21 protein-coding genes are annotated in these 22,536 nt (G+C 71.0%); 8 read left to right on the top strand and 13 right to left on the bottom strand.

Going from position 1 to position 22,536, the window contains the following annotated elements; genetic code table 11:
• The first annotated feature begins 87 nt into the window (after window positions 1-87).
• From ACFYYJ_RS11235 to ACFYYJ_RS11220, 4 genes are read left to right on the top strand one after another with little or no spacing between them, the layout of a single operon-like run.
• Window positions 88-1,806 carry a BCCT family transporter gene (locus tag ACFYYJ_RS11235; RefSeq protein ID WP_389131026.1) on the top strand — a complete coding sequence of 573 codons (1,719 nt, stop codon included), beginning with the start codon at window positions 88-90 and terminating at the stop codon, window positions 1,804-1,806.
• 34 nt (window positions 1,807-1,840) lie between these two features.
• On the top strand, window positions 1,841-2,341 hold the full coding sequence (locus ACFYYJ_RS11230; protein WP_385132431.1) for an NUDIX domain-containing protein: 501 nt from the start codon (window positions 1,841-1,843) through the stop codon (window positions 2,339-2,341).
• Window positions 2,342-2,376: 35 nt separating this feature from the next.
• Window positions 2,377-2,805: a hypothetical protein gene (locus tag ACFYYJ_RS11225; protein WP_385132434.1), complete on the top strand. Its 429-nt coding sequence runs from the start codon at window positions 2,377-2,379 to the stop codon at window positions 2,803-2,805.
• A 27-nt stretch (window positions 2,806-2,832) separates the two neighbouring features.
• Window positions 2,833-3,600: a hypothetical protein gene (locus ACFYYJ_RS11220; RefSeq protein WP_389131022.1), complete on the top strand. Its 768-nt coding sequence runs from the start codon at window positions 2,833-2,835 to the stop codon at window positions 3,598-3,600.
• Between the two features lie 16 nt (window positions 3,601-3,616).
• Here ACFYYJ_RS11220 and ACFYYJ_RS11215 read toward each other — a convergent pair whose 3' ends face one another.
• The 11 genes from ACFYYJ_RS11215 to ACFYYJ_RS11165 all read right to left on the bottom strand — a co-directional run bounded on the left by ACFYYJ_RS11215 (window position 3,617) and on the right by ACFYYJ_RS11165 (window position 17,028).
• Entirely contained in the window at window positions 3,617-4,111 is a 495-nt protein-coding gene (locus tag ACFYYJ_RS11215; RefSeq protein WP_389131019.1) for a methylated-DNA--[protein]-cysteine S-methyltransferase, read from the bottom strand.
• Between the two features lie 12 nt (window positions 4,112-4,123).
• Entirely contained in the window at window positions 4,124-5,602 is a 1,479-nt protein-coding gene (locus ACFYYJ_RS11210; RefSeq protein ID WP_385132443.1) for a DNA-3-methyladenine glycosylase 2 family protein, read from the bottom strand.
• 423 nt (window positions 5,603-6,025) lie between these two features.
• A complete protein-coding gene (pssA, locus tag ACFYYJ_RS11205; protein WP_376657411.1) occupies window positions 6,026-6,808 on the bottom strand; it encodes a CDP-diacylglycerol--serine O-phosphatidyltransferase in 783 nt (260 codons plus the stop codon).
• Window positions 6,809-6,875: 67 nt separating this feature from the next.
• Complete coding sequence (locus ACFYYJ_RS11200) at window positions 6,876-7,532, bottom strand: phosphatidylserine decarboxylase (protein WP_376657408.1); 657 nt, start codon at window positions 7,530-7,532, stop codon at window positions 6,876-6,878.
• 186 nt (window positions 7,533-7,718) lie between these two features.
• Window positions 7,719-8,924: an acyl-CoA dehydrogenase family protein gene (locus ACFYYJ_RS11195; protein ID WP_376657407.1), complete on the bottom strand. Its 1,206-nt coding sequence runs from the start codon at window positions 8,922-8,924 to the stop codon at window positions 7,719-7,721.
• A 2-nt stretch (window positions 8,925-8,926) separates the two neighbouring features.
• Window positions 8,927-9,439: a MaoC family dehydratase gene (locus tag ACFYYJ_RS11190; protein ID WP_030155134.1), complete on the bottom strand. Its 513-nt coding sequence runs from the start codon at window positions 9,437-9,439 to the stop codon at window positions 8,927-8,929.
• Between the two features lie 3 nt (window positions 9,440-9,442).
• Window positions 9,443-10,417: a CoA ester lyase gene (locus ACFYYJ_RS11185; protein ID WP_069922631.1), complete on the bottom strand. Its 975-nt coding sequence runs from the start codon at window positions 10,415-10,417 to the stop codon at window positions 9,443-9,445.
• Entirely contained in the window at window positions 10,414-12,483 is a 2,070-nt protein-coding gene (locus ACFYYJ_RS11180) for a protein meaA (RefSeq protein WP_389131013.1), read from the bottom strand. Before ACFYYJ_RS11180 ends, ACFYYJ_RS11185 begins: the two co-directional genes overlap by 4 nt.
• A 36-nt stretch (window positions 12,484-12,519) precedes the next feature.
• Window positions 12,520-13,857, bottom strand: a complete 1,338-nt coding sequence (gene ccrA / locus ACFYYJ_RS11175) for a crotonyl-CoA carboxylase/reductase (protein ID WP_385363782.1) — start codon at window positions 13,855-13,857, stop codon at window positions 12,520-12,522.
• A gap of 395 nt (window positions 13,858-14,252) precedes the next feature.
• Window positions 14,253-15,065, bottom strand: coding sequence for a TetR family transcriptional regulator (locus ACFYYJ_RS11170; RefSeq protein ID WP_385363783.1), 813 nt, complete (start codon window positions 15,063-15,065; stop codon window positions 14,253-14,255).
• Between the two features lie 166 nt (window positions 15,066-15,231).
• Entirely contained in the window at window positions 15,232-17,028 is a 1,797-nt protein-coding gene (locus tag ACFYYJ_RS11165) for a 3-hydroxyacyl-CoA dehydrogenase family protein (protein WP_385363784.1), read from the bottom strand.
• 502 nt (window positions 17,029-17,530) lie between these two features.
• On the opposite strand from ACFYYJ_RS11165, the gene ACFYYJ_RS11160 reads away from it, so the two are divergent.
• The 3 genes from ACFYYJ_RS11160 to ACFYYJ_RS11150 all read left to right on the top strand — a co-directional run bounded on the left by ACFYYJ_RS11160 (window position 17,531) and on the right by ACFYYJ_RS11150 (window position 18,968).
• A complete protein-coding gene (locus tag ACFYYJ_RS11160; RefSeq protein WP_384751960.1) occupies window positions 17,531-18,082 on the top strand; it encodes an adenylosuccinate lyase in 552 nt (183 codons plus the stop codon).
• Window positions 18,083-18,094: 12 nt separating this feature from the next.
• A complete protein-coding gene (locus tag ACFYYJ_RS11155) occupies window positions 18,095-18,508 on the top strand; it encodes a RidA family protein (RefSeq protein ID WP_385129019.1) in 414 nt (137 codons plus the stop codon).
• 88 nt (window positions 18,509-18,596) lie between these two features.
• Window positions 18,597-18,968 (top strand): hypothetical protein, encoded by a 372-nt coding sequence (locus tag ACFYYJ_RS11150; protein WP_389131007.1) that lies wholly within the window; start codon window positions 18,597-18,599, stop codon window positions 18,966-18,968.
• Window positions 18,969-18,972: 4 nt separating this feature from the next.
• On the opposite strand, the gene ACFYYJ_RS11145 is transcribed toward ACFYYJ_RS11150, so the two are convergent.
• Together ACFYYJ_RS11145 and ACFYYJ_RS11140 are read right to left on the bottom strand one after the other, a co-directional pair.
• Entirely contained in the window at window positions 18,973-20,553 is a 1,581-nt protein-coding gene (locus ACFYYJ_RS11145; protein ID WP_385363786.1) for an alpha/beta hydrolase, read from the bottom strand.
• Window positions 20,554-20,666: 113 nt separating this feature from the next.
• On the bottom strand, window positions 20,667-21,698 hold the full coding sequence (locus tag ACFYYJ_RS11140; protein ID WP_389131004.1) for an Rv2578c family radical SAM protein: 1,032 nt from the start codon (window positions 21,696-21,698) through the stop codon (window positions 20,667-20,669).
• A gap of 178 nt (window positions 21,699-21,876) precedes the next feature.
• Here ACFYYJ_RS11140 and ACFYYJ_RS11135 point away from each other — a divergent pair, with 178 nt between their 5' ends.
• Complete coding sequence (locus ACFYYJ_RS11135) at window positions 21,877-22,320, top strand: SRPBCC family protein (RefSeq protein ID WP_385129015.1); 444 nt, start codon at window positions 21,877-21,879, stop codon at window positions 22,318-22,320.
• The last annotated feature ends 216 nt before the right edge of the window (window positions 22,321-22,536 follow it).

Here is a 22,536-nt window from a genome sequence, read left to right as displayed (position 1 = left end):
GGATCCTCCTATGCCCATGAGTGGCCCGGGACACACACGGCGTGCCATGCCCCTAAATACGGATATACGCCTGCATAGTGTGGCCGCATGAGCGCGGAATCACTGGAAGAGGCACGTCCGGATGGACCGGACGGCGGACCGGACGGCCCCCCGGACGGCACGCCCGACCGACAGGTCGTCGTCATCGGGGTGATCGCCGTCCTGGCCGTCGTCGCCTGGGCGGCCCTCGCCAAGGGTTCCTTCGACAGGGCGTCGAGCACCGCGCTCGCCTGGGTGCTGGACGACTTCGCCTGGCTGTTCGTGATCGCCGCGGACGTCTTCCTGGTGATGTGCGTGGTGCTCGCCGTCAGCCGCTTCGGCCGGATCCGCCTGGGCCGGGACGACTCCGAGCCCGAGTTCACCAACCTCGCGTGGATCGCGATGATGTTCAGCGCCGGCATGGGCATCGGCCTCATGTTCTACGGCGTGGGGGAGCCCCTCACCCACTACCTGGCCCCGCCCCCGGCCTCCGGCGCCGCCCCGGCCACCGGCGCCTCCGCGCTCTCGGCCATGGAGTACTCCTTCTTCCACTGGACGCTCACCCCGTGGGCGATCTACGGCATCGTCGGCCTCGCCCTCGCCTACGCGACCTTCCGCAAGGGCCGCGGCAACCGGCTCAGCTCGGCCTTCGTCCCCCTGATGGGCGAGGAGCGGGCGAACGGCCGGGCGGGCAAGGCCATCGACCTGCTCGCGGTCTTCGCCACGGTCTTCGGCACCGCGACCAGCCTCGGGCTCGGCGCGCTCCAGGTCTCCAAGGGCCTGAACATCACCACCGGCATCGAGGACTCGACCTCCGTCGAGCTGATCATCATCGTCGCCCTCTCGGCGGCGTTCGTGCTCTCCGCCTTCTCCGGCCTGCACAAGGGGGTGAAGTGGCTGAGCACCATCAACATCGTGCTCGCCGCCACCCTCATGCTCTTCGTCTTCGTGCTCGGCCCCACCGTCTACGTCCTCGACGTGATCCCCGCGAGCGTCGGCGGCTACCTGCACGAACTGCTGCCCATGGCCACCCGCACCGGGGCCTTCACCGACTCCGCCTGGCTCGGCGCGTGGACGATCTTCTACTGGGCCTGGTGGCTCTCCTGGGCCCCCTTCGTCGGCACCTTCATCGCCCGCATCTCGCGCGGCCGCACCATCCGCGAGTTCCTGATCGGCGTCCTGCTCGTCCCCAGCGGGGCCACCGTCATCTGGTTCTGCGTGATGGGAGGCACCGCCATCCGCCTGGACTCCACGGGCGCCGTCCACTTCGCCGCCGTGATGAAGGAAGGCACGGAGGCCTCGCTCTTCGCGATGCTGGACGCGCTCCCGCTCGGCACCCTCACCTCGTGGGTCGCCATGCTCCTGGTCATGACCTACTTCGTCACCAGCGCCGACTCGGCCTCCCTGGTGATGGGTTCGCTGACCAGCCGCGGCTCGCTGCACCCGCCCACCTGGCTGGTCGTCACCTGGGGCGTGCTGATGGCCGCCGTCGCCGCCGTGCTCCTCGTCGCGGGCGGCCTCAAGTCCCTGCAGACCGCCACCATCCTGGTGGCGCTGCCCTTCGTCGTCGTCATGATGGTGCTCTGCTGGGCCCTGCTGAAGGAACTCCGCCAGGACCCCGGAGCCGGCCCCGCCCGCCACCACGCCCTGCACGGCATGCGGGACGCCGTCCGCGCCATGGTCGGCGACGCCATCACCGAGCAGAACGCCACCCGCCACGCGAGGCTGCGGCGCGTCGCCGAGTCCAGGGCGCGGGACGACGGCGGGACGGGCACTCCGGGGGTCTGACCGCCCCGCCGGGCACCCCCGCTAGGGTTGCGGCGTGACCACCACGGATGACTACGCCACGTACATCGCGAGCCTGCCCCGGGTGCTGGCCGGAGCGGCCGCCCTCTACCGGGACGCCGAGGGACGGGTGCTGCTCGTCGAGCCCAACTACCGCGAGGGCTGGGCCCTGCCCGGCGGCACCATCGAGTCCGACGGGGGCGAGTCCCCGAGGACGGCCGCGCGCCGCGAGAGCGCCGAGGAGATCGGCATCGACGTCCCGCTCGGCCGCCTGCTCGCCGTCGACTGGTCGATCGACGCGGGCCGCCCGCCGCTCGTCGCGTACCTCTACGACGGTGGGGTGCTGACCGCCGACCAACTGGCCTCCATCAGGCTCCAGGAGGAGGAACTGCTCTCCTGGAAGCTCGTCGAGCCCGCCGAACTCACCGCCCACCTGCTCGGGGCGCTCGGACTGCGCGCCCAAGAGGCCTGCCGCGTCCTGGAGTCGGGCGAGGGCACGGTGGAGCTGGAGAACGGCCGCCGCCCGTCCGCGTCATAACACGGCGTTTACCCAAACCAGGACAGAATCAGCTGATGATCACGATGTACGCCTGGCCCAGCACCGCCGACGGACCCGACGCCCTGCCCATGATCCACTTCACCACCGACCAGCAGGAGGGCGGGGAGGTCACCCCCGACGGAACGCCGGTCTGGATGTTCGACACCGCCATACGCGACGGCGGCTGGGCCCTGTTCACCGACTTCGACGGATGGTCCGTGCCGGCCGCCGGCTGGGAGGCCCTCTACCGCCGCGAGGACGACCTCTTCGCGGTCAGCGGCCCCGGCGCCTGCGAGGGCTGGTACCAGGGCAGCCTCGGCGCCGACGCCGACTGGGTGGAGGCCGCCGCCGCACGGCAGAGCGTGGTACTGCTCGCCGCCCCCGTCCAACACCCGTCCCTGTACGGATACGCGGTGGAGGCCGGCGCCGCGTTCGCCCTGCTCGTGCCGCTGATGGTGGTCTGACGGGCCGTCCGTCCCAGAATGTGGGGCATGAGCGAGAGCGACCCCGGAGCGGACACCGACCGGCTGGACCTGCTGCACCGCCGGCTGGACCGGATCGAGGAGCTGCTCGCGCCCGACACCCCGCAGGCCGAGGGGAGACCGGCCTGGCGCCGGCCGACCGACGGCGAGGAGCGCTGGGCGGTCACCGCGGCGATCCTCGTCGCGGTCGGCCTGCAACTCGCCCTGCCGGCCCGGCTGACGATCGACCCGCGCGGGCTGCTGCCGGCCCTGGAGCTCGGCCTGCTGGTGGCGTTGGCCGCGCTCCATCCGCACCGGCGGTTCGACCGCCGCTCGCACCTGCTGCGCGTGCTCGGCCTGGCCCTGGTGGCCGCCGTCAGCCTGGCCAACGCCGCCTCCGCCGTGAAGCTCGTACGCGAACTGCTCCACGCGACGGGCCCCGGCGGGGCGCTCGGCCTGCTCGCCACGGCCGGCGCGGTGTGGGTGACCAACGTGATCGCCTTCGCGCTCTGGTACTGGGAACTGGACCGGGGCGGCCCGGCCGCCAGGGCCCAGGGCGTCAAGGACTTCCCCGACTTCCTCTTCCCGCAGATGACGCAGCGGGAGATCGCCCCGCCCGACTGGGAACCGTACTTCGGCGACTACCTGTACGTGGCCTTCACCAACGCCACCGCCTTCAGCCCGACCGACACCATGCCCCTGACGACGTGGTCGAAGTTCCTGATGATGACCCAGACGTCGGTCTCGATGGTCACCGTGCTGCTGGTGGTGGCGCGGGCGGTGAACATCCTCCAGTGAGCGCGAAGACGCCCCGCTACACGCTCCTGCCGGACTCGAAGTCCAGCAGCCGCACCTTGCGGTCCAGCCCTCCGCCGTAGCCGGTCATGCCGCCCGAGGCGCCGATCACCCGGTGGCACGGGACGATGATCCCGACCGGGTTCTTGCCGTTCGCCAGGCCCACCGCGCGCGAGGCGCCGGGCTTGCCGAGCCTGGCGGCGAGTTCCCCGTACGACCACGTCTCGCCGTAGGGGATCCGTACGAGCTGGTCCCAGACGCTGCGCTGGAACTCCGTGCCCTCCAGCCGCAGCGGCAGGTCGAAGGAGGTGCGTTTCCCGGCGAAGTACGCGGTGAGCTGCCGGACCACTTCGGGGAAGGGCTCCTCGGAGGCGGCGACCCGCTCGCCGAAGGACTCCTCGGCCGGCCGGTGGCGCTGCCCGGTCATGTAGAGCCCGCTGAGGACGCCCTCCGTGGCGACCAGGGTGAGCGGGCCGTAGGGGCTGTCGACGACGGTGTGCTGCTTGGCGGTCATGACGGGTGCTCCTCAGACGGGCAGGTGGTTGATGGGGTGGGCGTCGGTGGCCCACAGGTACTGGACGGCGTACGCCCGCCAGGGCCGCCAGCCGGCCGCCCTCGCGGTCAGCGCGGCCGGGGTGGACGGCAGCCCGAGCCCCTGCGCGGCACGCCGCACGCCCAGATCGGACGGGAGGAAGGCGTCGGGGTCGCCGAGCGCCCGCATGGCGATGACCTCGGTGGTCCACGGGCCGAAACCGGGCAGCGCGTTCAGCTGCACGCGGGCCGCCTCCCAGTCGCTGTCGATGCCGAGCGGCAGCGACCCGTCGGCGAGGGCCGAGACCAGGGTGGTGAGCGTGGTGCGGCGGCTGCGCGGCAGGGCAAGCGACTCCGGGTCCAGCTCGGCGAGCGCCTGCGGGGAGGGGAACAGGTGGGTCAGCCCGCCCAGCGGGTCCTCGACCCGCTCCCCGTGCGCGGTGACCAACCGGGCGGCGTGCGTGCGCGCCGCCGCGGTGGACACCTGCTGGCCGAGCACCGCGCGTACGGCGAACTCGGCCGCGTCGACGGTACGGGGCACGCGCCGTCCGGGCGCCTTGTCCACGAGCGGGGCCAGCAGCGGGTCGGTGCGCAGCTGGCCGTCGACTGCCTCGGGATCGGCGTCGAGGTCGAGCATCCAGCGGCAGCGGCTGATGGCGATGGTCAGGTCGCGCAGGTCGGTGAGGGCCAGGCGGCAGCCGATGTGGTCGGGCGCCGGGGTGAGGGCGACGACCCCCGTCCCGTACGGCAGCCGCAGCGTCCGCCGGTAGGCCCCGTCCCGCCACTCCTCCACGCCGGGGACGGCGGTCGCGGCGAGGTGCCCGAAGAGGTTGTCGGGGTTGAGGGGGGCCCGGTAGGGGAGCCGCAGGCTGATCGTGCCGGGGACCCGGGGCTGCCGGTTGCGGTTCGCCTTCTCGGAGCGCAGCCGCAGCTCGCTGGGGGAGAGCGCGAAGACCTCGCGGACGGTGTCGTTGAAGGTGCGGATCGAGGAGAAGCCGGCGGCGAAGGCGACGTCGCCCATCGGGAGCTCGGAGGTCTCGATCAGCAGCCGGGCGGTCTGGGCGCGCTGGGCCCGGGCGAGGGCGAGCGGTCCGGCGCCGAGCTCGGCACGCAGCTGCCGCTCCACCTGGCGGGTGGAGTACCCGAGGCGGGTCGCCAGCCCGGGGACCCCTTCCCTGTCGACCACCCCGTCCTGGATCAGCCGCATCGCGCGGGCCACGGCGTCGGCGCGGGCGTTCCACTCGGGCGAACCGGGGCTGGTGTCGGGCCGGCACCGCTTGCAGGCCCGGAACCCGGCCTGCTGGCAGGCGGCGGCGCTGGGCAGGAAGGTCATGTTCTCGACCTTGGGGGGCACGGCGGGGCAGCTGGGTCGGCAGTAGATCCGGGTGGTCAGGACGGCCGTGAAGAACCAGCCGTCGAATCGGGCGTCCTTCGACTGCACGGCCCTTACGCAGCGCTCGGTGTCGGTGTGCATGTCCTCAAGCATCCGGGCTCGGTACCCGGCCGGCTGGCGGTTTTCCGACATCAAGGCTACCGGGAGCCGCCCCCCCCGGCGGGGCTTGAGATGCCGCGCGGCACCCGGGGCTCCGCCCCGGACCCCGCGCCTCAAACGCCGGCGAGGCTGGATTCGCCCCCGGCGGCGTCTCGAAGACAGGCGGGCCCAGGGTCGCCTCGGCGGGTATTGCCCTCCGGGCGATCCAGCCGCGCCTGGCAGGAGGCGGCAGCCCCCATCCAGCCCCGCCGGCGTTTGAGGCGTCGCCGGAGGCAAACCGGCCCCGCCGGAGTTTGAGGCGCGGGGGCTCGGGGCGCGGCCCCGGGAGTGGTGCCGCGCCCGGCGCGGCGTACGCGAAGGCCCCGGGGCCAATGGCACCCGGGGCCTTCGTAGACCTGCCAAGCCTCAGCGCAGCGTCGCCGCGCGGGCCTCCCGCCGGTTGTGGCGGAACGTGTTCGCGCGACGGGTCGTCGCGAACAGCGGAATCGTCGCCGCCAGAGCGATCTGCAGCGCGCAGCCCGTCTGGAGGAGCAGCTGACCGCCCGGTGCGTCGAACGCCCAAGCCGCCAGCAGACCCATCGCCCCGACGATCCAGCTCAGCATCGCCACCGCGAGGACACCCCGCGGCTTGGGGTACTCGACCCGGCTCACCATCAGCCAGGCCACCCCGATGATCGCCAGCAGCGTCGGGACGAACGGCAGCTCCAGCAGCACGATCGAGACGACCGTCAGCGCGCCGAAGGGGCTCGGCATGCCCTGGAACATGCCGTCCTTCATGGTCACGCAGCTGAATCTCGCCAGGCGCAGCACCACCGCCAGCAGCACGACGATCGCCGCGAGCGCCGACATCTTCTGGTGCGCGTCGTCGGCGACCATGCCGTAGACCAGCACGAAGTACGCCGGCGCGAGGCCGAAGCTGATCAGGTCGGACAGGTTGTCCAGCTCCGCGCCCATCGGCGAGCTGCGCAGCTTGCGGGCCACGATGCCGTCGAAGAGGTCGAAGACCGCCGCGAGCAGCATCAGTATCACCGCGGTCGCCGCGCTGTGCCGGGCCATGCCCGACTCGCCGCTGCCGGTGAGGTGCGGGATGAGGATTCCGGTGGTGGTGAAGTACACCGCCATGAATCCACAGGTCGCGTTGCCGAGGGTGAGGGTGTCCGCTATCGACAGCCGCAGCGAGAGCGGCATGTCGTCCTCGGTGGACTCCTCCTCGGCGGCGGACTCCGGAACCCAGCCTGCGGCCGGAGTCTCAGGGTCAGTCACGGTCAATTCGGGTCACCCCCGCGGTGGTGGCCTGACCGACCTCGACCGCGACCTCGACACCCTCGGGAAGGTAGATGTCGACGCGGGAGCCGAAGCGGATCAGACCGATGCGTTCGCCCTGCTCCACCTTGGTACCGGCCGGCAGGTACGGGACGATGCGTCGCGCGACGGCGCCGGCGATCTGCACCATCTCGATGTCACCGAGCTCGGTGTCGAAGTGCCAGACGACGCGCTCGTTGTTCTCGCTCTCCTTGTTGAACGCCGGGACGAATCCGCCCGGGATGTGCTCCACGGACGTCACCGTGCCCGCGAGGGGCGCGCGGTTGACGTGGACGTTCAGCGGGCTCATGAAGATCGCGACCCGGGTGCGTCCGTCCTTCCACGGCATGATGCTCTGCACCACACCGTCGGCGGGGGAGATGACCCGGCCCTGGGCGATCTCACGCTCGGGGTCGCGGAAGAACCACAGCATGCCCGCGGCGAGCGCGGTGGCGGGCACGGCCGCCGCGGCCCAGCGTCCGGACTTGCGGGCCCGGGAGAGGCTGAGTGCCGCGGTGGCGACGGTCGGCAGAAGCCACGGCGATGCTCCGCGCGCGAGGCGTACGCCAAGGAGGCTGTCGCGAGGTGCAGAGGTTTGGCTGTGGGGCATGGATGACCTTCGTAGCGGGTGATTGCCGCGCCGCAAACAGGGGGACGGGACGGCGGCTTTACTGGAATGCTATCGGTTGCGCGCAACAACTGGGCAAGCCAGAAGCCGAGTCGATGGCCGTCAGCCAGCCACTGGAAGTGGTCCTTATGCGGCGAATCGCAGGATGATCCGCCGCAAAAGGGACTTTCAGCCCTGGAGTCGGTACTCCTCGAGCAGGCGTCGCCCGATGATCATTTTCTGGATCTCGGCAGTACCTTCACCGATCAGCAGCATCGGGGCCTCCCGGTAGAGACGCTCGATCTCGTACTCCTTCGAGAACCCGTAGCCGCCGTGGATGCGGAAGGCGTCCTCCACTACCTCCTTGCAGTACTCGGAGGCGAGGTACTTCGCCATCCCCGCTTCGAGGTCGTTTCGTTCCCCGGAGTCCTTTTTGCGTGCTGCATTCACCATCATCGCATGGGCGGCTTCGACCTTGGTAGCCATCTCGGCCAGCTTGAACTGGATCGCCTGGTGTTCGGCGATGGCCTTGCCGAAAGTGTGACGTTGCTGGGCATAGGAGACACCCAGCTCGAACGCACGCTGAGCGACGCCACAACCACGCGCCGCCACGTTGACGCGGCCGACCTCGACCCCGTCCATCATTTGGTAAAACCCTCGGCCGGTCTGGCCGCCCAGGACCCGATTGGCCGGAATGCGCAGTCCGTCCATGATGAGTTCGGTCGTGTCGACGCCCTTGTAACCCATCTTGTCGATCTTGCCCGGGATGGTCAGGCCCGGACGGACCTCACCGAAGCCGGGCTCCTTCTCGACGAGGAAGGTCGTCATCGACTTGTGCGGGGCCGTGCCCTCGGGGTGTCCTTCGTCACTTCGCACGAGGACCGCCACCAGCGTGGAGCTGCCGCCGTTCGTCAGCCACATCTTCTGGCCGTTCAGGACGTACTCGTCGCCGTCCTTCACCGCCTTCGAGGTGATGGCCGACACATCGGAGCCCAGGGCCGGCTCGGACATAGAGAACGCGCCGCGCACCTCGCCCAGCGCCATGCGCGGGAGGAAGTGGTCCTTCTGCTCCTGCGTGCCGTGCTGCTTGAGCATGTACGCCACGATGAAGTGCGTGTTGATGATGCCCGAGACGGACATCCAGCCGCGCGCTATCTCCTCCACGCACAGCGCGTAGGTGAGGAGCGACTCGCCGAGGCCGCCGTACTCCTCGGGGATCATGAGGCCGAAGAGGCCGAGCTCCTTGAGCCCGTCGACGATGTCCTGCGGGTACTCGTCGCGGTGCTCCAGCTCGGTCGCGACCGGGATGATCTCCTTGTCGACGAACTCGCGGACGGTCTTGAGGATCTCCCGCTGGACGTCGGTCAGCCCGGCGGTCTGGGCGAGTCGGGCCATGGCTACTTCCCCTGTTCCTTCAGCTGCGGGCGGCCGGGCTGCTCGCCGCCGCGCTCCTTGATGTACGTCTCGGTCGGGACCATCACCTTGCGCCGGAAGACGCAGACGAGGGTGCCGTCCTGCTTGTAGCCCTTGGTCTCCACGTAGACGATGCCGCGGTCGTTCTTCGACTTCGACGGGGTCTTGTCGAGGACCGTGGTCTCGCCGTAGATCGTGTCGCCGTGGAAGGTCGGCGCCACGTGCCGCAGGGACTCGATCTCCAGGTTGGCGATGGCCTTCCCGGAGACGTCCGGCACGGACATGCCGAGCAGCAGCGAGTAGATGTAGTTGCCCACGACGACGTTCTTGCCGAAGTCGGTCGTGTTCTCCGCGTAATTGCTGTCCATGTGGAGCGGGTGGTGGTTCATGGTCAGCAGACAGAAGAGGTGGTCGTCGTACTCGGTGACCGTCTTCCCGGGCCAGTGCTTGTAGACCGCGCCGACCTCGAACTCTTCGTAGGTGCGTCCGAACTGCATGGCTCAGGCCTCCGGGATCTCGAACTTGGACGTGCGCTGCATGCCGGCGGCGCGGCCCTTGCCCGCGATGACCAGGGCCATCTTGCGGCTGGCCTCGTCGATCATCTCGTCGCCGAGCATCGCGGAGCCCTTCTTGCCGCCGGCCTCCGAGGTGCACCAGTCGTACGCGTCGAGGATCAGCTCGGCGTGGTCGTAGTCCTCCTGGGAGGGGGAGAAGACCTCGTTGGCCGCGTCGACCTGGCCCGGGTGCAGCACCCACTTGCCGTCGAAGCCCAGGGCGGCGGCCCGGCCGGCCACCTCGCGGTAGGCGTCCACGTCGCGGATCTGGAGGAAGGGGCCGTCGATCGCCTGGAGGTTGTGCGTGCGGGCCGCCATCAGGATCCGCATCAGGATGTAGTGGTAGGCGTCCGCGCCGTAGCCGGGCGGCTGCATGCCCACGACCAGGGACTTCATGTTGATCGAGGCCATGAAGTCGGCCGGGCCGAAGATGATGGTCTCCAGGCGCGGCGAGGCGGCGGCGATCTCGTCGACGTTCACCAGGCCCTTGGCGTTCTCGATCTGGGCCTCGATGCCGATCTTGCCGACCTCGAAGCCCATGGTCTTCTCGATCTGGGTCAGGAGCAGGTCCAGGGCGACGACCTGCTGGGCGTCCTGCACCTTCGGCAGCATGATGCAGTCGAGGTTCTGGCCGGCGCCCTCGACGACCGTGATGACGTCGCGGTAGGTCCAGTGGGTGGTCCAGTCGTTGACGCGCACGACGCGGGTCTTGCCCGTCCAGTCGCCGTTGTTCAGCGCGTCCACGATGGTGTGGCGGGCGCCTTCCTTGGCGAGCGGCGCGCAGGCGTCCTCCAGGTCGAGGAAGACCTGGTCGGCCGGCAGGCCCTGGGCCTTCTCGAGGAACCGCGGGTTCGAGCCGGGCACCGCGAGGCAGGAGCGACGCGGGCGAAGACGGTTCACCGGGTGGACTGGCGTGGTCATGCGGGGACCTCCGTGCTTGCAACGATTTCGAGAGGGTGGAGCTTGTTGGCCTTGCGGATCTCGTCGACGATACGGCCGATGATCTCCGTGATTCCGAAGTCCTTCGGCGTGAAGACCGCGGCGACTCCCGCCGCCTTGAGCGCCACGGCGTCGGCGTTCGGAATGATGCCTCCGACGATGACGGGGATGTCACCCGCCCCCGCCAGGCGGAGGCGTTCGAGGACATCCGGGACGAGCGCGCTGTGCGAGCCGGACAGGATGGACAGTCCCACGCAGTGCACGTCCTCGGCCAGTGCCGCCGAGGAGATCTCCTCGGGTGTCAGCCGGATGCCCTGGTAGACCACCTCGAAGCCCGCGTCGCGGGCCCGCACGGCGATCTGCTCGGCGCCGTTGGAGTGCCCGTCCAGGCCCGGCTTGCCGACCAGCAGTCGCAGCCGGCCCGAGCCGAGCTCGTCGGCGGTGCGGGACACCTTCTCGCGGACCTCGTGCATCGGGGTGCCGGGTTCGGCGGTGACGGCCACCGGTGCCGAGGAGACCCCGGTCGGGGCGCGGAACTCGCCGAAGACCTCGCGCAGCGCCGTCGCCCACTCGCCGGTGGTGACACCGGCGCGGGCGCACTCCAGGGTGGCCTCCATCAGGTTCTCGGTGCCGGCCGCGGCCTCCTTGAGGCGCTCCAGCGCCTGACGGGTGGTGGGGAAGACGAACGGGTCGCCGTTCCCCTGCCGGTCCGAGGACTCCTCGCGCTCGGCGCGCCAGCGTCCGATGCGCTCGACCGTGAACGCCTCCACCGCCCCGTCCACCGTCATGATGGCGCCGTCCAGGTCGGCGGTGAGCGGGTTCTCCTCGGTCTGCTGGAAGCAGTTGACGCCGACGATCTTGTCCTCGCCGGCCTCGATCCGGGCGCGGCGCTCGGCGTGCGAGGAGACGAGCTGGGACTTCAGGTACCCGGACTCGACGGCGGCCATCGCGCCGCCCATCTCCTGGATCCGGTCGATCTCGGCCAGGCAGTCGGCGACCAGGGAGTCGACTTTGGCCTCGATGACGTGGGATCCGGCGAAGATGTCCTCGTACTCCAGCAGGTCGCTCTCGTGCGCCAGGACCTGCTGGATGCGCAGCGACCACTGCTGGTCCCAGGGCCGGGGCAGGCCCAGCGCCTCGTTCCAGGCGGGCAGCTGCACGGCGCGGGCGCGGGCGTCCTTGGAGAGGGTGACGGCCAGCATCTCCAGCACGATGCGCTGGACGTTGTTCTCCGGCTGCGCCTCGGTCAGCCCGAGGGAGTTGACCTGGACGCCGTAACGGAAGCGGCGCTGCTTCGCGTTCTCGATGCCGTAGCGCTCCTTGGTGACCTGGTCCCAGATGCGGCCGAAGGCGCGCATCTTGCACATCTCCTCGATGAAGCGGACGCCCGCGTTCACGAAGAAGGAGATGCGGGCGACGACCTCGCCGAAGCGCTCCTCGGGCACCTGGCCCGAGTCGCGCACCGAGTCCAGGACGGCGATGGCGGTGGACATCGCGTACGAGATCTCCTGGACCGGCGTGGCCCCGGCCTCCTGCAGGTGGTAGCTGCAGATGTTGATCGGGTTCCACTTCGGGATGTGGTTGACCGTGTACGCGATCATGTCCGTCGTCAGGCGGAGCGAGGGCCCGGGCGGGAAGACGTGCGTCCCGCGCGAGAGGTACTCCTTGACGATGTCGTTCTGCGTGGTGCCCTGGAGCTGCGAGATGTCCGCACCCTGCTCCTCGGCGGCCACCTGGTAGAGCGCCAGCAGCCACATGGCGGTGGCGTTGATCGTCATCGAGGTGTTCATCTGCTCCAGGGGTATGTCCTGGAACAGCCGCCGCATGTCGCCGAGGTGGGAGACCGGGACCCCGACCCGGCCGACCTCGCCGCGGGCGAGGACGTGGTCGGGGTCGTAGCCGGTCTGCGTCGGGAGGTCGAACGCGACCGACAGGCCGGTCTGGCCCTTGGCGAGGTTGCGGCGGTACAGCTCGTTGGACGCCTCGGCCGTGGAGTGGCCGGCGTACGTCCGCATGAGCCACGGACGGTCCTTCTGGCGCTCTGTCATCTCAGGCGATCCTTATGGCCTTTGAGTGGCTCGGACTCAGATGTTGCGGAAGCGGTTGATCGCGTCGAGGTGCTGGGCGCGCATCTCGTGGTCGCGGACGCCGAGGCCCTCCTCGGGGGCGAGCGCGAGGACGCCGACCTTGCCCTGGTGGAGGTTGCGGTGGACGTCGTAGGCGGCCTGGCCGGTCTCCTCCAGGGAGTAGACCTTCGACAGGGTCGGGTGGATCTTGCCCTTGGCGATCAGGCGGTTGGCCTCCCACGCCTCGCGGTAGTTCGCGAAGTGCGAGCCGACGATGCGCTTGAGCGACATCCACAGGTAGCGGTTGTCGTACTGGTGCATGTAGCCCGAGGTCGAGGCGCAGGTGGTGATGGTGCCGCCCTTGCGGGTGACGTAGACCGAGGCGCCGAAGGTCTCGCGGCCCGGGTGCTCGAAGACGATGTCGATGTCCTCGCCGCCGGTCAGCTCACGGATCTTCGATCCGAAGCGCTTCCACTCGCGCGGGTCCTGGGTGTTCTCGTCCTTCCAGAACTTGTAGCCCTCGGCGTTGCGGTCGATGACCGCCGTGGCGCCCATGGACCGGCAGATGTCGGCCTTCTCCGGGGAGGAGACGACACAGATCGGGTTGGCGCCGCCGGCCAGTGCGAACTGGGTGGCGTAGGAGCCGAGGCCGCCGCTGGCACCCCAGATCAGGACGTTGTCGCCCTGCTTCATGCCGGCGCCGTTGTTGGAGACCAGCTGGCGGTAGGCGGTGGAGTTGACCAGGCCGGGCGAGGCGGCCTCCTCCCAGCTGAGGTGGGCCGGCTTCGGCATCAGCTGGTTCGACTTGACCAGCGCGATCTCCGCCAGGCCGCCGAAGTTGGTCTCGAAGCCCCAGATGCGCTGCTCGGGGTCGAGCATCGTGTCGTTGTGGCCGTCCGAGGACTCCAGCTCGACCGAGAGGCAGTGCGCGACGACCTCGTCGCCCGGGTTCCAGGCGTTGACGCCGGGGCCGGTGCGCAGGACGACGCCCGCGAGGTCGGAGCCGATGACGTGGTACGGGAGGTCGTGGCGCTTGGTGAGCTCCGACAGGCGCCCGTAGCGCTCGAGGAAGCTGAAGGTGGACACCGGCTCGAAGATCGAGGTCCACACCGAGTTGTAGTTGACCGACGAGGCCATGACGGCCACCAGGGCCTCGCCCGGGCCGAGCTCCGGCACCGGGACCTGGTCCAGGTGGAGGGACTTGCGCGGGTCCTTCTCGCGTGTCGTCAGCCCCGAGAACATCTCGACCTCGTCCTTGTGCACGGTGATCGCGCGGTACGAGTCGGGCAGCGGCAGGGCTGCGAAGTCTGCGGCGGTGGCGGACTGCGACTGAATCGCGTCCAGGATGTCCTTCACGGTAGAGCCTCCGGCTAGCGCTGATGAGGGTGCGCTGAGGTGAGCGGGGGGTGCGTAAAGCGAGTGGGTGTGCCGTCGGTCCGGCTGGTGCGGTGGTGCGGCGACGCCCGTGGTGGGGCGTGCGGTGGCCTGGTGACGCAGGCATCCGGGGCGCGGTTCGTGCCGAGTGGGCGTGGACCGCGGGGACGTCCGGACGAGATTCAACGTATGGCACCCCGTGTCACTCAGCAAGGCACCGCGTGCCAAAACTTTCTCTCATTTGCCGATTGACCTGCACCGATGAGCGATGATCGATCAGAGTTACCCGTGAGTAGGGGCAAGTCGGACAAAGCAAAAGGCCGCCCCCGTGACCGGGGGCGGCCTGTGTGACACAGCTCGCGCGAGTTGCTTTTCGACTACGTGTTGCGCAGGGCCTCTTCGATGGTCCGCATGACCTCGTCGAGCGGGGCGTCGGTACGGGCCACCGCCACCAGGACCTCGCCCTGGGTCCGCACCTCCGCCGGGGCGGGCGGCGTGGTGGCCAGGGTGCGGCCGGCGCCGATGCCGGTGCCGAAGGTCCTGCGTACGATCGAGAAGGCGTGGTCCAGTTCCGCCTCCACGTCGCCCTGCCCGCCCGCCCGCAGCCAGCGCCGCAGCACGTGGTTGTGGGCGGTCACCACCGCGGAGGCGGCCACCTCGGCCAGCAGAGGATCGTCGTTGCCGTCGTGGTGGTCGGTCTCGTCGAAGTGGGCCAGCAGATAGCGGGTGAACAGCCGCTCGTACCGGGCCACCGAGGCGATCTCCCGCTCCCGCAGCGCCGGCACCTCACGGGTCAGCCGGTAGCGCTCCACCGACACCGCCGGCGAGGCGGCGTACATCTTCATGACTTCCTTGATCCCGCGGCACACCGTGTCGAGCGGGTGCTCGTGCGCCGGGGCCACGTCGAGGACGGCCTCGGCGCGGGTCAGGGTGTCGTCGTGATCGGGGAAGATCGCCTCTTCCTTGGAGCGGAAGTGGCGGAAGAAGGTCCGGCGGGCCACCCCGGCGGTCGCGGCGATCTCGTCGACCGTCGTCGCCTCGTACCCCTTGGTCGCGAACAGCTCCATGGCCGCCGCGGCGAGCTCGCGGCGCATTTTGAGCCGCTGCGCGGCCGCCTTGGTGCCGGCCGTGCTCTCCGGCGCGTCGGATGCCGTGGCGGCACGGGGTGAGGACTTGGCGGGCTGGGACATAGAGCGAAAGTACTTCATTCGCGCGGGTGAGCGCGCCTGAGGGGGGTGGGACAGGGGTGGATGCGGGGGAGAGCCCGCACTGGGCTCGGGAGGGTATGTCCGCCGTGAGGGTCCGGCGGACCCGAGCAGCCCTCCCCACGCATCCTGCTCTTGGCCCGGCCGGGGGTTACCGGCGGGCGTACTCACGGAAACCGCGGCCGGTCTTCCGGCCCAGGCATCCCGCCGCCACCAGGTGCTCCAGCAGCGGGGACGGGGCCAGGCCCGGGTCGCGGAACTCCTTGTGGAGGACCTTCTCGATGGCCAGCGACACGTCGAGACCGACCACGTCGAGGAGCTCGAAGGGCCCCATCGGGTAGCCGCCGCCCAGCTTCATCGCCGCGTCGATCTGGTCGAGGCTCGCGTAGTGCTGCTCGACCATCTTGATCGCGTTGTTGAGGTACGGGAACAGCAGCGCGTTCACGATGAAACCGGCCCGGTCCCCGCAGTCCACCGGGTGCTTGCGGACCTTCGTGCAGATCTCGCGGACCGTGGCGTGGACGTCGTCCGCCGTCAGGACGGTACGGACCACCTCGACCAGCTTCATCGCCGGCGCCGGGTTGAAGAAGTGCATGCCGATCACGTCCTGCGGGCGCGAGGTCACGCGGGCGACCGCGATCACCGGCAGCGAGGAGGTGGTGGTGGCCAGCACCGCACCCGGCTTGCAGACCTTGTCCAGGGCCGCGAACAGCTCCTGCTTGACCGCCAGGTCCTCGGCGACCGCCTCCACGGCCAGGTCCACCTCGGCGAAGGCGTCCAGCGAACCGGCCGGGGTGATCAGCTCCAGGGTCCGGGCGGCGCCCTCCTCCGTCAGCCGCCCCTTGGCCACCGCACGGCCCAGGGACTTGCCGATGGCGGCCTTCGCCGCGTCCGCCTTCTCCTGGCTGCGGGCCGCCAGCACGACCTGGAAACCGGCCTGCGCGAAGACCTGCGCGATGCCGCTCGCCATGGTGCCGGAGCCGGCCACGCCGACCGAGGTGACCGGACGGCCCTCGCCCAGGCGCGCCCCGTCGGCCGGGGTCTGCGCGTCCGGGACCACCGCGGAGCTGCCGGGGGCCTCGTACGTGTAGAAGCCGCGCCCGGCCTTCTGCCCGGTCAGGCCCGCCTCGGCGAGCTGACCCAGGATCGGGGCCGGGGCGTGCAGCCGGTCGCCGGAGGAGGCGTACATGGCGTCCAGGACCGTACGGGCGGTGTCCACGCCGATCAGGTCGAGCAGCGCGAGCGGGCCCATGGGCAGGCCGCAGCCGAGCCGCATCGCCGCGTCGATGTCCTCGCGGGAGGCGTACTTCGCCTCGTACATGGCGGCGGCCTGGTTGAGGTAGCCGAAGAGCAGGCCGTCGGCGACGAAACCGGGCCGGTCGCCGACGGCGACGGGCTCCTTGCCGAGCTCGCGGGCCAGCTCGGTGACCGCCTCGACGGCCGGCGGGGCGGTCAGCACGCAGGAGACGACCTCGACCAGCTTCATCGCCGGCGCCGGGTTGAAGAAGTGCATGCCGAGCACGCGCTCCGGGCGCTGCGACTCGGCGGCCATGCGGGTCACCGACAGGGCGTTCGTGCCGGTGGCCAGGATGGTGTCGGGCCGGACGACCGCGTCGAGCTCGCGGAACACCTGCTGCTTGAGCTCGTAGTTCTCCGGGACCACCTCGATGACGAGATCGGCGTCGGCGGCGGCGCCCAGGTCGGAGTAGGTGCGGAAGCGGGCCAGCACGTCCGAGCGCTCCTGCTCGGTGAGCCGCTCCTTCGTGACGGAGCGCGCGGTGGACGCGGCGAGGGACTCCGCGGCGCGGCGGGCGGCGGTCTCGCTGATGTCGATGCCGATGACCTCGCGGCCGGCGCGGACGAGGACCTCGGCGATGCCGGTGCCCATCGTGCCGAGGCCGACGACGGCGATGGTCTGGAGGGCGGGCTGACTGGACGGACGGTCCATCGAGGGACTCCAGTGGATGAGGGTGACGACTGAGGGACGCGCGCGGCGCACGGCGCGCGCGGATGCCGTTTCCCTGCGGATGCGGGCAGGGGGAGGCGATGGGGTGCGGTGAGGGTCGGTCGGGTCCGGGGCTCCGGTGAGGGCCGGGAGGTCCCGGTGAGGGTCCGGGAGGGCTCCCGGTGGTGTTCGGGGCGTCCCGGTGCGATCCGGGGGAATCCCGGCGCGGCACGCGCGGGAGGTCCCGGAGGAGAGCGGCACGGACCCTGTCCCGGGGTCGCGCCGTGCGGGCGTAACGGACCGACTGACACGGGGCGGCTGCGTCACCAGGCCGCCTTCGTGCGTATGCAAGGACAGTAACCCGGGGGTAACTGCTGCGCCAGAGCGCGGAGATGTGACCTGTACCGCCCAAATGTACCGATCATCGATCATCGATCAGACGGGCCCCGAGGGAGGTCTCCGGGAACCCCGGGTGGCGGGCGCCGCGGACCCCTAGGGTGGCCGGGTGAACGACGTACTGGAGCGCCTGCGGGCGGAGTCCGGGCAATCGCCCGAGTACGAGGTGCTGCGCACGGCCGGCGCCGACGACCTGGCCGCCTCCCTGACCTCGGCCGGACTGCCCCTCTGGGCCCGGGAATTGGCCGCGTACCGCCTCGGTCTCGCCGGGGACCGCCGCGCCTTCGAGTCCCTCGTCCTCCTGCTCAACCACCGCGACCCGCCCCGCTGCGCCGCCGCGGCCGAGGCGCTGGCCGTGCTCGGCGACCCGCGCACCGCCCGCGCGGCCGCCGCCCTCGCCACCAACGACCTGCGCACGGCCTACGCCCTCCAGCCCGTACGGCTCCTCACCGCCCTGCGGGCCCCGGAGTCCGCCCCCGCCCTGAGGGCGACCCTGGGTCGGCTGCTGTCCCCGAACGACCCGTACTGGCGGGTGGCCCTCGCCTGCGTGGAGGGACTGGGGGCCCTGGCCGACCCCGACGCCCGGGAACTCCTCACCCGCGCCCAGTCCCACCCCCGCCTCGCCCTGGCGGCGACGAAGGCGCTGCGCGAACTCGGCTGACATGATCACCGCATGAGCGAACACGGTGGCAGTCACCTCACCCGCATATCCGCCCCGGAGGGCGTCAGCCCCGGAACGGGCTACAACCACGTCGTCTGGGGCACCGGACGGTTCGTCGCCGTCTCCGGTCAGTGCGCCTTCGACGAGAAGGGCGAGGTCGTCGGCGAGGGCGACCCGGCCGCGCAGGCCCGCCAGGTGTTCGAGAACCTGCGCCGTTGCCTGGCCGCGGCGGGGGCCGGCTTCGACGACGTGGTGAAGCTGACCTACTTCGTCACCGACGTCGCCCACCTCCCGGCCGTCCGGGAGGCGCGCGACGCCGTCATCCCCGCGGACCGGCTTCCGGCCTCCTCCGCCGTCCAGGTCGCCGCCCTGTTCCGGCCCGAACTGCTCCTGGAGATCGAGGCGTTCGCGGTACTGCCCGACTGAACGAGTTCAAGTCCGCCGGACTGAACAGGTTCAAACGGCGTTCCGGCGGGGAGGAGGCCCCGCGACGGAACGACTTCAGGGGGCGCCGATGATGTTCGGGTATTCGGACGACTGGTGGGTGGTGCTGTTCATACCGGCGCTGCTCTGGGTTCCGTTCGGCCCCTTCTTGATGGGCCTCACGGGGTGGTGGTGCGCGGACCGCCCCGGCTTCTGGCCGCGCCTGTGGTCCTGGCTCCTGCCGGCCCTGCCGGTGGGGGTGATGATGGCGAACGTGCTGCTGCCCTGGGAGCGCGTGAGCCGGTACGGGTGGCTGGACGACTTCCTCGCCGTCCTCTGGGTGTACGTCGGCGCCATCACGCTGCTGCCCTGGCTCCTCGGCTACGGCATCACCCGGCTGACGTGTGCCCTGCGCGCCCGGCACGCAGGGCACGACGACGGCCCGACCGAGGGGACTGCCTAGCCCCCTAGCCGCGGTAGCCCAGCAGGCCGTGGAGGGCCGCGCCGCCCGCCGACGAGGGGACGGCGCGGGTCGCCGCGGCCGGGGTCGGGGCGGGTTGGGCCGGGCAGGTGGCGTCCGTGGCCGCGCCCGACTTCAGGTAGGCCGACACCTTCTCGTCCAGGCACTTGTTGCCGGCCAGCGAGATGCCGTGGTTGCCGCCGCCCTCCTCGACCACCAAGGCCGAGCCCTTCAGCTTGTCCCGCATGCTCAGCACCCCGCCGAAGGGGGTCGCGGCGTCCTCCGTCGCCTGGAGGAGGAGGGCCGGCGGGAGCTCCGCGTTCGTCACGTCCGGGGCTTCGAGCGGCGCCTCCGGCCAGAAGGCGCACGGGGCGTTGTACCAGGCGTTGTTCCAGGTCATGAACGGCGCCTTGGCGTGGGTGCGCCACATGTCGGAGCGCCACACGTTCCAGTCCTTCGGCCACGCCGAGTCCCGGCACTGCACCGCCGTGTACACGCTGTACGCGTTGCCCGCGGAGGGCTCCACCGCGCCGAACCGCTCGTAAGCCGCCACCAGCGGCTTCGGGTCCTTGTCCACCGCGTACGCCTTGAAGGCCGCGGCCAGGTTCGGCCAGTAGCCGTTGTAGTAGCCGCCCGGCATGAAGGTGTCCTCCAGCTCGGAGGGGCCCACCTTGCCGCCCGCCGGGGCCTTGCGCAGCGCGTCCCGCATCTCGTACCAGCGCCGCTCGACCACCGCGCGGTCGGTGCCGAGCCGGTAGGTGGCGTCGTACTTGGCGACCCAGGCCAGGAAGGCCTTGTGGCGGGCGTCGAAGGCCTGGTCCTGGGCGAGGTTGTCCTCGTACCAGACCCCGCCCGGGTCGACGACGGAGTCCAGGACCAGTCGGTGCACGCGGGTGGGGTGCAGCTTGGCGTACACGGCGCCCAGGTAGGTGCCGTAGGAGTAGCCGAAGTAGCTGATCCGCTCGGCGCCGAGCGCCCCGCGCAGCACCTCGATGTCGCGGGCGGCCGAGACCGTGCCGATGTACGGGAGCACGTCCGCGTGCTTGGTCCGGCAGGACTCGGCGAAGGTGCGCACCCGGTCCAGGTTGGCGCGCTCGGTCGCCGCGTCGCGGGGCACCGAGTCCGGGCGGACCGCGGCGAAGTGCCCGGCCCCGCAGTCCAGCGTCGGTTCGCTCTTGCCGACGCCCCGGGGGTCGAAGCCGATCACGTCGTACTGGGCGGCCACCTCCTTGGGCAGGGCGGAGGCGACGAACCCGGCCAGGCCGCGGCCGCTGCCGCCGGGGCCGCCGGGGTTGACCAGCAGGGGCCCCTGGGAGGTGGCGGCGGTGTGCGGGACGCGGGTCAGGGCGAGGGAGATCTGCCGCCCCTCGGGCCGGTCGTGGTCGAGCGGGACCTTGAGGGAGGCGCACTGCAGCGTCGGGTAGCGCGAGGTCGCGCAGCCGGTCCAGGTCAGCGCGGTGGCCTGCGCGGGCGCGTCCGCCGCGGGCGCGGCGGGCGCCGCCGTGACCGGGCTCGCGAGGGCGGCGGCGACCACGGCCGTGGAGATCGACATCAGGACGGCGGCGCGCTTCTTCAAGGGGTGGAGCATGGGGCCTCCCAGCCAGGGGTTCTGGGCGGAATCGTCCCGGAAACCGGGCCCGGAAGGCGGGAATTGGAGTGCTGATTGGCCCGATGTGATGAGGGTTCAGGGGCCGTACGAGTTCACAGGAGCGTCAGCTGGGTCGCCCCGGCGGGCACGGGATCGACGGGCCGCTCCGGTGCGAGGACGGGGCGGGACGCACCGCGCCGGGCCGGCCCGATGCCGAAATCCGCCGCGAGTTCGTGCACTTGGCGGGTGATCTGCCGCTGGTACCAGGTCGGCGCGTACGACCCGCCCGCGTACATCCGCTCGTAGCGGGGAACCAGGTGCGGGTGGTGCGCCCCGAGCCAGGCCATGAACCACTCGCGCGCACCGGGCCGCAGATGGAGTACCAGGGGTGTCACGGAGACCGCGCCGGACTCGGCGACCGCCCGGACGGTCTCCCGCAGCTGTTCCGGAGAGTCCCCGAGGAAGGGGATCACGGGGGCCATCAGCACTCCGCACTCGATCCCGGCGTCGGTCAGGGTCCGCACCGCGTTCAGCCGGCCGGCGGGGGAGGGGGTGCCGGGCTCGACGGTCCGCCACAGGGCGGTGTCGGTGAAGCCGACGGAGACGGAGATCCCGACCTCGGTGACCTCGGCGGCCTCCCGCAGGAGGGGGAGGTCGCGCAGGATCAGCGTCCCCTTGGTCAGGATCGAGAAGGGATTGGCGCGGTCGCGCAGCGCCTCGATGATCCCCGGCATCAGCCGGTAGCGTCCCTCGGCGCGCTGGTAGCAGTCCACGTTGGTGCCCATGGCGATGTGCGCGCCGGTCCAGCGGCGGGAGCCCAGCTCGCGGCGCAGCAGCTCGGGGGCGTTGGTCTTGACGACGATCTGGGAGTCGAAGCCGATGCCGGTGTCCAGATCGAGGTAGCCGTGCGTATTGCGGGCGAAGCAGTACACGCAGGCGTGACCGCACCCCCTGTACGGATTGACGGTCCATTCGAACGGCATCCGCGAGGCGCCCGGCACCCGGTTGACGATCGAACGGGCCCGCACCTCGTGGAAGGTCATCCCACGGAACTCGGGGGTGTCGAAGGTGCGGGTGACGACGGCGTCGGCCCCGAAGAGTGCGGCCGGCCCCTTCGGGCCCTCGGTCAGGTTGTCCCAGCGCATGGTGCGCCTCCCTCGGTACTGGCTGCCGCAGAGAATAGAACAAACGTTCCCATGATCGTGCGGGCCGCGTCGCGGGGCCGTGGGCTCCCGCGATCTCCCCGGCCCCGGATTTGGGCCCCCGCGCCGGAGGTGGTTGGCTTCGCGGTGACGAGCGGACACAACTGCTGGAGGAACAGCTATGGCGCAGGTCGAGGCCACCACGGAGCGGATCATCGCGGCCGACGCGGAGACCGTGTTCGACGCGCTGGCGGACTACACCGGGACCCGCGGGAAGCTGCTGCCCGAGCACTTCAGCGAGTACGAGGTGCGCGAGGGCGGCGACGGCGAGGGCACCCTGGTGCACTGGAAGCTCCAGGCCACCAGCAAGCGCGTGCGCGACTGCCTGCTGGAGGTCACCGAGCCCACCGACGGGCAGCTGGTCGAGAAGGACCGCAACTCCTCCATGGTCACCACCTGGGTGGTCACCCCGGCCGGTGAGGGCAAGTCCAAGGCCGTGGTCTCCACCGTGTGGAACGGCGCCGGCGGCATCGGCGGCTTCTTCGAGCGCACCTTCGCCCCCAAGGGCCTCGGCCGGATCTACGACACGGTGCTGGCGAACCTGGCCGCCGAGGTCGAGGCCTGAGTCGCCCCGTTCCCCGGCCCCGGTGAGCCCCTGCGTGCGGGCTCACCGGATCGGGTGGTTTCCGAGGGTCCCGTGACCCCGCGCCGTCGGGGTCGGGTGTGTGGTGGGGCGCCCCCGCAGGGCGTCGAACGAAACCCGCTCCACTTACCGGTACCGCACCCCGTTCGACGCCCGAGGAGGTGCCCCGGCGCGCGCCCGACCCCGACGGCCCCCGGT

This window comes from Streptomyces sp. NPDC002467, from assembly GCF_042889825.1.
GTDB lineage: Bacteria > Actinomycetota > Actinomycetes > Streptomycetales > Streptomycetaceae > Streptomyces.
This window is presented reverse-complemented; position numbering and strand designations above follow the sequence as displayed.